Source organism: Vagococcus carniphilus, from assembly GCF_014397115.1.
Classification (GTDB): Bacteria; Bacillota; Bacilli; order Lactobacillales; family Vagococcaceae; genus Vagococcus; species Vagococcus carniphilus.
Map to the genome: position 1 here is coordinate 1,015,956 of NZ_CP060720.1, position 12,418 is coordinate 1,028,373.

Annotated in this window: 11 protein-coding genes and 1 riboswitch; of the genes, 7 read left to right on the forward strand and 4 right to left on the reverse strand. The window is 31.9% G+C overall.

All coding sequences use genetic code 11. From position 1 onward, the window contains the following. Window position 1: 1 nt before the first annotated feature. The 3 genes from H9L18_RS05085 to H9L18_RS05095 are packed head-to-tail and all read right to left on the reverse strand — an operon-like array spanning window position 2 to window position 3,011. The gene (locus H9L18_RS05085) at window positions 2-1,057 is read right to left on the reverse strand and encodes a FecCD family ABC transporter permease (protein ID WP_126794962.1); all 1,056 of its coding nucleotides are present in this window, start codon (window positions 1,055-1,057) and stop codon (window positions 2-4) included. A gap of 20 nt (window positions 1,058-1,077) precedes the next feature. Further along, window positions 1,078-2,064 (reverse strand): ABC transporter substrate-binding protein, encoded by a 987-nt coding sequence (locus H9L18_RS05090; protein WP_126794960.1) that lies wholly within the window; start codon window positions 2,062-2,064, stop codon window positions 1,078-1,080. Continuing rightward, on the reverse strand, window positions 2,064-3,011 hold the full coding sequence (locus tag H9L18_RS05095) for a methyltransferase domain-containing protein (protein WP_126794958.1): 948 nt from the start codon (window positions 3,009-3,011) through the stop codon (window positions 2,064-2,066). Before H9L18_RS05095 ends, H9L18_RS05090 begins: the two co-directional genes overlap by 1 nt. A gap of 138 nt (window positions 3,012-3,149) precedes the next feature. Further along, a riboswitch (cobalamin riboswitch) is annotated at window positions 3,150-3,324 on the reverse strand. Window positions 3,325-3,706: 382 nt separating this feature from the next. Between H9L18_RS05095 and abc-f the strand changes: the two genes are divergently transcribed. After that, window positions 3,707-5,176, forward strand: coding sequence for a ribosomal protection-like ABC-F family protein (gene abc-f, locus H9L18_RS05100; RefSeq protein ID WP_126794956.1), 1,470 nt, complete (start codon window positions 3,707-3,709; stop codon window positions 5,174-5,176). 55 nt (window positions 5,177-5,231) lie between these two features. Here abc-f and H9L18_RS05105 read toward each other — a convergent pair whose 3' ends face one another. Further along, window positions 5,232-6,566, reverse strand: coding sequence for an aminotransferase-like domain-containing protein (locus tag H9L18_RS05105; RefSeq protein WP_126794954.1), 1,335 nt, complete (start codon window positions 6,564-6,566; stop codon window positions 5,232-5,234). 109 nt (window positions 6,567-6,675) lie between these two features. Here H9L18_RS05105 and H9L18_RS05110 point away from each other — a divergent pair, with 109 nt between their 5' ends. From H9L18_RS05110 to secG, 6 genes are all read left to right on the forward strand, one after another. Beyond that, window positions 6,676-7,515 carry a DMT family transporter gene (locus tag H9L18_RS05110; protein ID WP_126794952.1) on the forward strand — a complete coding sequence of 280 codons (840 nt, stop codon included), beginning with the start codon at window positions 6,676-6,678 and terminating at the stop codon, window positions 7,513-7,515. 98 nt (window positions 7,516-7,613) lie between these two features. Continuing rightward, entirely contained in the window at window positions 7,614-8,783 is a 1,170-nt protein-coding gene (locus H9L18_RS05115; RefSeq protein ID WP_104859673.1) for an IS256 family transposase, read from the forward strand. Between the two features lie 394 nt (window positions 8,784-9,177). Beyond that, window positions 9,178-10,407 (forward strand): FAD-dependent oxidoreductase, encoded by a 1,230-nt coding sequence (locus tag H9L18_RS05120; protein ID WP_126794250.1) that lies wholly within the window; start codon window positions 9,178-9,180, stop codon window positions 10,405-10,407. Beyond that, complete coding sequence (preA, locus tag H9L18_RS05125; RefSeq protein WP_126794247.1) at window positions 10,407-11,654, forward strand: NAD-dependent dihydropyrimidine dehydrogenase subunit PreA; 1,248 nt, start codon at window positions 10,407-10,409, stop codon at window positions 11,652-11,654. The genes H9L18_RS05120 and preA overlap by 1 nt, the downstream gene beginning before the upstream one ends. A 157-nt stretch (window positions 11,655-11,811) precedes the next feature. After that, the gene (locus H9L18_RS05130; RefSeq protein WP_126794244.1) at window positions 11,812-11,997 is read left to right on the forward strand and encodes a 2-hydroxymuconate tautomerase; all 186 of its coding nucleotides are present in this window, start codon (window positions 11,812-11,814) and stop codon (window positions 11,995-11,997) included. A 98-nt stretch (window positions 11,998-12,095) separates the two neighbouring features. Then, entirely contained in the window at window positions 12,096-12,332 is a 237-nt protein-coding gene (secG, locus tag H9L18_RS05135) for a preprotein translocase subunit SecG (RefSeq protein WP_126794231.1), read from the forward strand. Window positions 12,333-12,418: the final 86 nt, after the last annotated feature.

The window sequence follows — 12,418 nt, forward strand, 5'->3', positions numbered from 1 at the left end:
TTTACTGCCTCCTTTCGCCAGAGTTTTGAATGACTAAGTATAAGAAGAAGGGAGCACCGACGATGGAAACAATTACTCCAATTGGAATTTCAACACCTTTAATAATCATTCTTGATAATATGTCTGCCCATAAAAGGAATAAGCCACCAAAGAGAATCGTAATAGGAATCATTCGCTTGTGATTAACACCAACTAATAATCTAGCAATATGAGGGACGACTAAACCGACAAAACCGATGATTCCGCACGCATAGACAATAAAGCCAATTAAAATGGCAGCTAATATGATGTAAACGATTCGGTAGATATGATTTTCTTGCCCAAGAGTCACTGCTGCTTCATCTCCAACAAGCATTAAATTTAAAATACGTGATTGGAAACAAAAGAAGATACTAATAACAATGACAATAGGAGCTAATATCTTAACAATTTGCCAATTAGCCGCAGATAGGCTACCTAATAGCCAAAAATTTAGTGTCATCATACCGTTTCGATTGTTTGCTGCAAAAACAATAATACTTGAAATGGCAGAGCAAAGGGAACTTAAAGCAATCCCGACAAGTAAAAGTCTAGAAACATCAGCCCGACTAGAAGAGCTTCCAAAAAGTAAAACTAAGAAAGAAACTGATAAGGCACCAATAAAGGCTGATATACCCACATAGTTAGGTCCAAAAGAGATTCCAACGCCTAATAGAATGGCTAAAGTTGCACCAAGAGAAGCACCAGAAGAGATACCTAAAATGTATGGGTCTGCTAAAGGATTGTTAACGATAGCTTGCATCACAGCTCCAGATAAAGATAAAGCAATACCAGCAAAAACAGCTAATAAAATCCTAGGTAATCGAATGAGCCAAACAATATCAATCCAACCTTTTTCAAATCCTTCTAATAAAGCATTGTTTCCAGTTATTTTTGCAAACAAAATTTGATAAACATCTTTCATTGAAATATCAGCTGATCCTAAGGTGATAGAATAAATGATAGAAACAATTAAAAGTAAAACCATTCCTAGTAGAATCATATTAAATTTCCAATTTGAACGTTGAATTTGTTCCATTTATTCTTCACCTCTTAATATTATTTATGTAAATCTGGATAAAGTCCTTCAGAAATAGCTTGGATACCATCTAATGTTCTAATACCTGTTGAGTAAACGTTACTTAGAACCATTGGGTAAACACGTTCATTTTTAACAGCATCTAAATTTTTAAGTGCATCATTTTCAGTAATTGATGTTAAAGCTTGTTTTTCTTCAATTGATTCACCGTAGTAAACACTGAAGATAACGTCTGGATTTAATTTAACTAATTCTTCTTTTGTAATATTGCCATTTTTGTCTGCTACTAATTCAGCGCCAACTTGTTGAGCCATATCGCCACCAATACTATCAGCACCATAAATACGGTATTGACCGTCTTTATTAACTTCGAAAATAACAGCAGTCACTTTTTCTTTACCTTCAGCAAATTTAATCGCTTTGTCAATTTCTGATTTCATGTCATCGACCATTTTTTGAGCTTTATCTTCAACATCGAAAATTTTACCAATGTTTAAAATATCTTCATATTCATTTTCTAAAGTGTTAGGAGTTTTAACACCACTATTTTGAGACATGTAAGTATTAGTATCACGATCCATCCAGAAATCAATATCACCTAGAGTATCTGGACCAAAATAAGAATACCAACTAAAAATAAAATCAGGATTCAAGCTTAATACTTCTTCTTTACTAGGTGCTTTATCATAATATTTAACTTTTTTGAAAGCATCTTTGAATTCTGGTTTAACATCTGTATCTAATTGAGACGCAGCAACCATTTTATCTTCTAAACCTAAAGCTAACATAATTTCGATTGGGCTTTGATATACAGCAACAACTTTTTCAGGAACTTTTTTAAAAGTTTGTTCTACTGGTTTTTTTTCGTAGTTGTAAGTCGTAATAACAGTTGATTCACTGTTACCTTTTGATGATTCTTTCGTTGATTCAGTTTTTGAATCATTTGCTCCACACCCAGTAAAGATAAGTGCAGTTACTGCTAACATGCCTAATAATTTCTTTTTCATTATAAATCTCCTTTGTTTTTTAAAATAATAATTTCTTTTTTTACTAATGGATTTGAAGTCGCTAATGGATAACCGCCGTCTGTCCAATTTTGCAGAGGATGATCTGTTTTAATTTTTCCTTCCTTTGGAAAAGTTAAGGCATCTTTAAACTCCAATGATTTTGGTAGATGGCTAAGCATTGATTCAAGAGAAACGGTTGGAAGTGTTCGACTTACCATACTTCTTTCTTTTGAAACACCATCACGGAATAACTCAAATACATGATGATAGGTAAAATATTGTTGTGAAACTGAAATAGTACTTTCTAAGATGATTTCTCTTCTTAAATCAAGATCTTTTTTTCTCAATGTTTGATGCGATTTAGTTGCTGTCATTGTTTCAATCCATAAGAATCCATTTGGTGTCAAAAGAGATGAAAGCATGGCTAGACATTCGATTTCATTTCTTTGATAAATTAATTCTTGATAGGTTGAATCGGTTAGTAAGATGACATCAAATTTTTTCTCTAGTGATAAAGAAAAAATGTCTCCTTCTATTAGTTCGAAGGCAGATGTTTCACACCATTTTTGTTTTTGTAGTAGTGAAACAAAATCACTACTTCTTTCAACACTAGTTACTTGAAAACCTTGGGATACTAAAGGATAAGCGGCTCTTCCTAAGCCAGAACCAATCTCAAGAATGCTAGGTGAATCTATTCCTGATTGCTTTAAATAAGATAAAAAGAAATCAATGTGCCATTTACCTGAAAAGGCAAAATAATAATTTGCTTCTAAGTTTCTATATTCAGGAAACATCACATGGTATCGGCTCAAATCTCTCATTTGACAACGGTTACACAAAGAGTCACACAATTCATTAAGAGGTGTCTCAGGAGGTACACCGTTTTTACAATCGCCTTCTTTTTCATCATAAATAAAGTGACAAGTATCACAAAAATATTTACGCATCTACTGTAAACTCCTTTCTTTCGTAATTGGTTTTTAGATAGATTCAGACAAAAAAAAGACATTCTAGTTATTAGAATGCCTTGTGAAAAGAAACCAGTATATACGGATCTTTAAACAAGACAATTCCCCAATCGAATTATCTGAAGGTTATGTAAAAAAGGTATTCTGACTCAACTTCATTCTACTTTCTCGCCTTCTCTTTCGATGGCTCTTGAGATTTCGTCCGTTATACAGAAGAAAGGGGCTGTCGAGGGTTCTCACCTCATTCCCATTTTTCACATATACTATCACGTGATTATAGTAACAAAATCAGAATAACTCTGCAAGAGTTAATTGAGAATTGTTATTACACTGCCATAAATAGTTGAAAAAGACCTTATTTATATAATAAAAAAGATAACAAACTTTTTTTTTTTAGATTAAACTTAGTGAATATTTAATAATTCTTGAATTTTAAGTAATTTATGCTATGATTTAGTTAATAATTTATCAAGGAGGAATAGACATGCCTGGAAGAATTCGAATTGCGTTTTCAAGACTAACAAATCAATCAAATAATGTAAAAGTCTAGCAATGTGGCATTTTTTAAGGATACATGTTTATTTTTATCTATCTAAAATGTGAAGAGGCACGCTACGGCTGTCTCTTTTTTGTGTTCTTTTTTACTGCGTTAGACTCGAATGGAGAACGTAATAATGAAAGAATTAGTATTAACAATTGAAGATTTAAATGTAGTTTATGGTACGAAAACCGTACTAGAAATTGAAAAACTGATGGTTTATCAACATGAAAGAATAGGTATTATCGGAAATAATGGTGAAGGGAAATCTACTTTATTAAAAGCTATTGAGGGAAGATTGCCTGAAGGAAAAGGTAGTGTTAACTCTCAAATTGAATTTTCTTATTTTGATCAGTTAAATCACACAGAAAAGCCAATGAATGGTGAAGTGAATGAAGAGATATTAAGTCGATTTTCTGTGCCAGATTATTCTATTGAAAAAATGAGCGGAGGAGAAAAAGCCAAATATAATCTAGCTTATATCTTATCCGAATATAAAGAAGGCTTGATTTTAGATGAACCTACGACTCACTTAGATCAAAGAAGTATTTCCTATTTAATAGAAGAATTACGATTTTTTTATGGAACACTATTATTTGTCAGTCATGATCGCTATTTTTTAAATGAATTAGCGACTAAGATTTGGGAAATATCGGATGGTAAAGTAAAAGAATATAGCGGAAACTTTGAAGACTATCGTCGTCAAAAAGATTTAGAAGTGATGGAAAAGAAAAAGACTTATGAAAATTACGAAAATCAGAAGAAAAGTTTAGAAAAATCTATCGAAAAAAGCAAACAGCAAGTTGATAAACTGACTCAAAATAGGAAGAAAAATACAAAGAAACAGATTAAACCAAGTCGATTGTCCTCATCGAAACAAAAAGATACGGTTCAAAAAAGTATTCAAAAAAATGTGAAAACATTAGAAAAAAGATTATCTGGTTTAGAAGTGGTGACAAGTGAGGGAAATGAAAAGCATATTAGTTTTCCAAAAACTAAATTTGAGATGCTTCATAATGATTTTCCAATCAAAGGTGATAAAGTAACTCTAGTAAATGAGAATAAAGTATTAGTTGAAGATGTAGATTTTCAATTTGAAAAGGGTAAAAAAATTGCTATTGTTGGGGAGAACGGATCAGGAAAAACAACTTTTCTTGACGCGATTTTAGAAGCAAAAGAAGGAATATCCGTTTCATCTAAAGCGTTCATTTCAGTCTATGAGCAACTAGCTTATCAATTGAATCATAATGAATCAGTCATTACTTACTTGATGAATCAAACAGATTATAAAGAAGCAGTTGTTCGAAGTATTCTACACAAAATTGGGTTTACTCAAAATGAATTGACTAAACGCTACAATGTTTTAAGTGGAGGAGAACGGACGAGAGTTTCTCTAGCTTTGACAATGCTTAGGCCTTCTAATATTTTAATTTTAGATGAACCAACCAATTTTGTAGACTTAAGAACAATAGAAGCTTTAGAAAGTTTGATCCAAAGTTATCCAGGAACAGTACTCTTCACCTCTCACGATAAGACCTTTATTCAAAATACGGCAGAGGTTGTCTATGAAATTTCAAATAAAAAAATAGTTAGAATCAATAATTAAAAGCTACTAAATAGTACAGAGGCTGACAAGCACGTCAGCCTCATTTTTGTGTCATCTATTTATTTTGAATAGATTCATAGACATCAACAATTTTAGCAAGGCCTGTTTCAATTTGTTCCGTATTGACGTTAAATAATTCAAGTCCATAGACGTTTTGTTTATTTGACGTATTATTTAAAAAATGACGGTTCATATCATCCAATTTTATTTGTTGGTTTATTAACTCTTTTTCAAAAGAAGAAGGACTAATAATAGAAGGTAATGTTAAAAATGCTTTGCTAGATTTAAAATTATCTGTATTAAAAAGTTTTAGATCTCGATAATTTTGTGATGCTTGAATGAATGCTTGATTTCTCTTTTCTTGTAAAAGTTGTGTTTGTTTGATGTGTTGATCAAATAAGCCCGACTTTATATAAAGATTTAAAGCTGCTTGAGAAAACATAGCACTGTCTATTTCAAGGAGCGCTCTGTATTGTTGAAAAGAAGAAACCAATTGACTTGGTAAAAGGCAAGCACCAATTCTTAATCCTGGAAACATAATTTTAGAAAAACTCTTTAAATAAATAACATGCTCTGACGTATCATAAAAATGAAGAGGTTGATTAGTAGAGTCTGTTACGTAATCAGCTAAATAATCATCTTCAATGATATAAACATCATATTTTTGAGCAAGTTGAACTAATTTCTTCTTTTCACTCTCAGAATAAGATAAACCAAGAGGACTAGATAATCGAGTGGTTGTATAAAAAAACTTAATAGAATGTTCCTTAAAGTAAAATTCTAATTTTTCCCAATCTATTCCTTGAGCATTTCGGTCAATTGTTAAAAAAGGTAAATTTTCAAGTTTTAGCAAATCTAGCATTAAATGATAAGTTGGCATCTCAATAAGTATTTGATTTTTCTTATTTGGAAAAGTTAAACGACTTAAGATAAAAAGGGCTTGTTGGATCCCAGTTGTAATAAATAAATTTTCTTTTTTAACATAGAGTTGCTGTGTTGAAAACCAAGATTGTAACGTTTGGATTAATTCTGGTAAACCTTGGGATTTTCCATATCTAAAGAATTCTTCTTTATAATTTTCTGTTGCTTTTTTTAGGCACCATTGAAATTCACTATAAGGGAAAGTGATACAATTCGCTTTTGAGGATGTAAAATCAATGACACCATTTTTAGAGATTTCAGGAATTGTATGGGTTTTTTGAAGAACGTAATAGCCGCTTCTATCTTTAGAATAGAGTAAGTTTTCTTCTATTAGAAGATGTAAAGCTTTCTTTATTGTTTCTAGGCTACATTGATGAGTACTAGCTAAATTTCTTAAAGAAGGAATTTTTTCTCCTTCCTGATAATGATCATTTTGAATATCGCATTTTATTTTAGAATAAACAGTCATATATTTTATGTTAAACCTCTCCTAACTGTACCGGTACAGATTGTATACGAAGTCATTGTATCTATTTAAAGAAGAAACTACAATCAATATAGAAAGGAAGATTAAAAAAATGAAAGAACAAATTAAGGCTCACGTAGCTATTTTGATACAAGTTAGTATTATTGGGTTATCCTATCTTTTTGTGAAGGAGGGCTTAGGGTACGCAGATCCAATGACTCAACTATCTCATCGATTTATTATTGCAAGTATTGGTATTTGGATATTAAGACTAATTTTGCCTCATAATAAGTTGTTAACGAAGGAAGTAATAAAAGATTTACTTCCTTTAGGAATATTTTATCCGGTTCTCTTTTTTTCATTACAAACATTGTCTCTATCTTATATAACAACACTTGAAGCGGGAATTATTAGTGCGACAATACCTATAATCATTATGATTCTGGCTATTGTGATGTTAAAGGAGAAACCAAATGCTAAACAAAAGTTAGTTGTTATCCTATCTTTTGGTGCAGTTATTTATATTAATTTAAAGGGACAAGGAACGGCTGTAGAGTTTAGTTTATTTGGAACTAGTTTAATGTTTTTATCTGCATTATCATCTGGACTATATACTATTACAGCTAAGAAAGTATCTGTAAAATATGAAACAATTGATATGACAACTTTCATGTTAACTTTTGGAATGATTGTCTTTACCACTATTTCTTTTTTACAACATATTTTAGGTTTTACCAAAACGAGTTATTTTGAACCCTTAGTGCATAGTCCATACATGATTGCTGTGTTGTACTTAGGATTACTATCTTCTTTAGGAAGTGCTTTTTTATCCAACTATGCAATTCATCATGTTAATGCATCAACTATTGGCTTATTCTCTAATTTATCTCCTGTCATTACCATTCTTGCAGGAATTCTTATCTTAGGTGAGCCTATTTATTCGATAGCGTAAAATATTTTGTGTAAATAGAAATTTTAGGTAGATAAAAAGAAAGTCCATTCTGTAAAATTAAAGTTACCACAACCGAAATTTTATAGGAGGACTTTCTCATGACTAATTTTACTACAGAAATTATGGAAACACTAATCAATAAAGGTGATTTGGATGACTTATTCCGTCGTCATCTAGAATTAGCTATCAATACACTGCTACAAGCTGAATTAACGGCTTTTCTTGATTATGAGAAATATGATCGCACTGGTTTTAATTCAGGTAATTCCCGAAATGGGAATTATTCTCGTTCATTTAAAACAGAGTATGGAGAATTAAATTTGGCAATTCCTAGAGATAGAAATGGAGAGTTTTCTCAACAAACGTTGCCTGCTTATAAAAGAAGTAACGACTCTTTAGAAACCACCATTATCCAATTATTTCAAAAAGGAATCACTATGTCTGAAATCTCTGAGTTGATTGAAAAAATGTATGGTCATTACTATACACCACAAACCATTTCCAATATCACTCAAATAGTATCTGAAGATGTTGTTGCTTTTAAAGAAAGGTCCTTAGAATCCCAATACTCAATCATTTTTATGGATGCTACTCACATTCCTTTAAAAAGACAAACTGTCTCAAAAGAAGCTGTATATATTGTCATAGGTATCCGACTGGATGGGACCAAAGAGGTTCTTGGGTTTAGTATTGCTCCAACTGAGTCTTCGTATGTTTGGAAAGAAATACTTCAAGACCTAAAAGACCGTGGTTTAGAAGAGGTTTTATTAGTCGTAACTGATGGTTTAAGCGGCATTGACGATAGTATCCATAGTATTTATCCAAATGCTCAATTTCAACAATGTTGTGTCCATATCTCTAGAAATATTGCTCATAAGGTTCGTGTTAGTGATCGACAAGAAGTCTGTAATGATTTTAAATTGGTTTATCAAGCAGCTTCAAAAGAAGAAGCTATGAATCAAATAAGTTTTATGATAGATAAATGGAAAAAGCAGTATCCACGAGTAGTTAAATTACTCATGAATCCTGCTATATTAACCTTTTATAATTTTCCTCCATCAATCAGAAGAACCATTTATTCAACTAACTTGATTGAAGGTTTTAACAAACAATTAAAGAAATATACAAAAAGAAAAGAACAATTCCCTAATGAAGAATCTCTAGAGAGATTCTTAGTTTCTCAATTCAACAACTATAATCAGAAATTTTTGTGTCGGATTCATAAAGGTTTTAAAGAAATACAAGATACATTAGAATCAATGTTTTAACTTAACCGACAGAATGGTTTTTTCCATTTACACATAATTCTTGACGCAACCATTTATTCTTATCAAATAATCGGAATTTTGATTATTCTAGGTTCTATTATTGGATTAAATGTTGGACAACTGAGGAAATAAAATGAAAAAGAGTATTCTATTAATAGAATAACTCTTTTTTAATTATAATAATTCTAATTAATGGACACTTTTTATTTATTATTTAAAATAGTTATTGTAAAAAAGAGGATAAAAAGGTAAAATAGACATATATTATAATAGTATTTGCAAATAATTTATAATCGTTCTAAACAATATTTTTTTAAGTATACATGTGATTTTTATCACAATTAAAAAGCGCTTAAGGAATTTCCTTAAAAACAAATAAAGTGAGGATGCCATTATGAATAATAAGTATTTAGAAGAAATTGAACCATCGTATTCAATGCTGACGATTATGGAAGAAGCAGAAAGATGTCTGCTTTGTTTGGATGCCCCTTGTTCAAAAGCATGTCCAGCAGGAACTGATCCTGCAGCGTTTATTAGAAGCGTGAGATTTAGAAATTTTAAAGGTGCTGCTGAAACAATTAGAGAAAACAACGCTTTAGGCGCTGTTTGTGCTCTTGTTTGCCCAACTGAAAAATATTGTGAGATGGGTTGTGCAAGATCTCAAATTGACAAACCAATTAATATTGGTGGGATTCAAAAATTTGTGACTGATTTCGAGCAACAAACTGAAATGGAGATTCTAAAAAAAGGTGAATCAAATGGTAAAAAAATAGCTATTATAGGTAGTGGACCTTCTGGTTTGCAATCAGCAGCTTCTTTATTACAACTCGGCTATGATGTGACTATCTATGAAAAAAGTGAGCAAGCTGGTGGCTACTTAAGATATGGTATTCCTGAGTATCGTTTACCAAATGCTATTGTTAATTATGAAATTTTAAGAATTGCGAATTTAGGTGCAGAATTTATTTTTAATACAACTATTGGAGATGACATAACAATAGATGAACTCAAGGAACAATATGATGCAGTCATTGTTGCTATTGGTGCGAGTCAAGGTAAAATAATTGACTTGTTTGAAGGGAATTCAGCTTGTGAAACTGCTGTATCATTTTTATCAAGAGCTCGTGATAATCAAGGTGCAATCGATTTACCAAACGACGCTTTAGTTATTGGTGGTGGAGATGTGGCAATGGATGTTGTGACTTCTCTTAAATTATTAGGTGTAGAACGAGTAACAGACGTTGTTTATGAAGAATTCTGTGAGTTCAAAGCATCTAAAAAAGAATTAGAAGGTGCTCAAAATCAAGGTGTGACGATTATTGATGGTTATTATCCCGTTGCAGTTGATGGAAATCGCGTCACATTTAAACATCGTCATTTAAATAATGAATTAGCAGTAGAGGCTGAAAAAATCATTTTAGCAGTTGGTCAAGAAGTAGATGCTAAAAATTTAAATATTGAAATTAAAAACAATCAAGTCTTAACACCAGGATTTAAAACGGATGATAAGAAAGTCTTTGTAACAGGAGATATCGTTCATGGAGACATGACGGTTGTTTGGGCAGTTAAAAAAGGAAAAGAAGTTGCTGCTGAAATTCATGAATTTTTAGGAGGTAACAACTAATGATTAATAAAGACTTGTCGATTGATTTTTTAGGTGTAAGATTTGAAAATCCGTTTTGTTTATCATCTTCACCAGTAGGTAATTGTTATGATATGTGTAAAAAAGCTTATGATGTCGGCTGGGGTGGCGTTGTTTTTAAAACAATTGGACCTGAGCATTTTGTCATTGATGAAGTTTCTCCTCGTTTTGATATTTTAACAAAAGAAGGAACTCCTTTTGTTGGATTTAAAAATATGGAACAAATTGCTGAGCATTCTTTAGAAGAAAACTTAGCTGATTTAAGACGTTTGAAAGATGAATACCCAGAGAAAGTTCTGATTGCCTCTATTATGGGAACTAATGAAGAAGACTGGGAAGAACTAGCTCGTTTAGTTGATGAGGCAGGAGCAGATATGATTGAAATGAATCTGTCTTGTCCTCAAATGACGTCACACGCTATGGGATCAGATGTAGGTACTAATCCTGAGTTGTGTCGTAAATATTGTGCCGCTGTAAAACGTGGATCCAAATTACCAATGATGGCTAAAATGACACCAAACGTGACTGATATGGTAACAGTTGCTAAAGCCTCTATGGAAGGTGGAGCAGATGGTATTGCAACTATTAATACAGTTAAATCAATTGCTAATATTGATTTGGACCGTAAAATCGGTTTACCAGTAGTTAATGGGAAATCATCTATTTCAGGTTATTCAGGAAAAGCCGTAAAACCAATTGCGTTACGTTTTATGCAACAACTACGTTCAGCAGAAGGCTTTGAAAACTTACCAATCTCAGGAATTGGTGGGATTGAAACGTGGGAAGATGCAGCTGAATTTATTCTGTTAGGAGCATCTACACTTCAAGTGACAACAGGAATCATGCAGTATGGTTACCGAATTGTTGAAGATATGAAAAATGGGTTGATGCATTATATGGATGAACAAGGAGTTGACCGATTAGAAGATCTTGTTGGTTTAGCAAATGAAAATATTATTCCAGCAGAAAAATTAGATCGTGATTACAAAGTATATCCTGTTATTGATTTAGATAAATGTATTGCTTGTGGTCGTTGTTATATTTCTTGTTATGATGGAGCACATCAAGCAATTGTTTGGGATGATGAAAACCGAGTACCTCATTGTAATACAGATAAATGTGTCGGTTGTCATTTGTGTACCTTAGTTTGTCCAGTTGGTGCAATTAGTAAAGGTATTGTAGAGATGAAACCGGGCAGAGAAGGAAAAGCATCAGAGAAAGTATTTTAATTTGATTTAGATCTATTTAAAGACTATGATTTTAAGTTTCTTACTTATCTCATAGTCTTTTTGAATGAAAAAAAGTATTTCAAAAATAAACAGATTGACATGATTCGTATGAGAGAGTTAGACTGAAAGAAAGAGTAAATTTAAAGGAGATTTTATTATGCCAATCGTTCATATTGAATTATTAGAAGGTCGTACACAAGAGCAAAAAAATGAGATGGTAAAGGAAGTAACAGAGGCTATTGTTAGAACAACAGGGGCCAAAGAAGAAGCTGTTTCAATTGTTATTTCTGATATGTCAAAAGGAAATTATGCTGTTGGCGGAAAAACATTGGTTCAAAAATAAGGTTTTATTTTTTTAACATAATAGCTAGAATTTAAAAGATACTTATGATAAAATTATAAAGATGTCAATTAGTTTAGAAGAGACGAGGAGGACATACTGTGTATCAAGTCTTATTAACCATTATGCTTATTTTATCAGTATTAATTATTATTGCTGTTATGATGCAACCAAGTAAACAAAATAGTGCAGCCAGTGCTTTTTCTGGTGGTGCGAGTGAATTGTTTGGAAAAACAAAAGCAAGAGGCTTTGAGGCGTTTATGCAAAAAGCAACTGCTGTTATGGGTGTTGCTTGGGTAGGTATAGCTATTACTTTAGCCTTTCTTTCATCAAAATAAGTAAATCTTAGTCTCCTGTTCTGACAGGAGACTTTTTTATTGGTACAATGTAAACAAGATTTATGATAAGGATGATGAGAATGTTA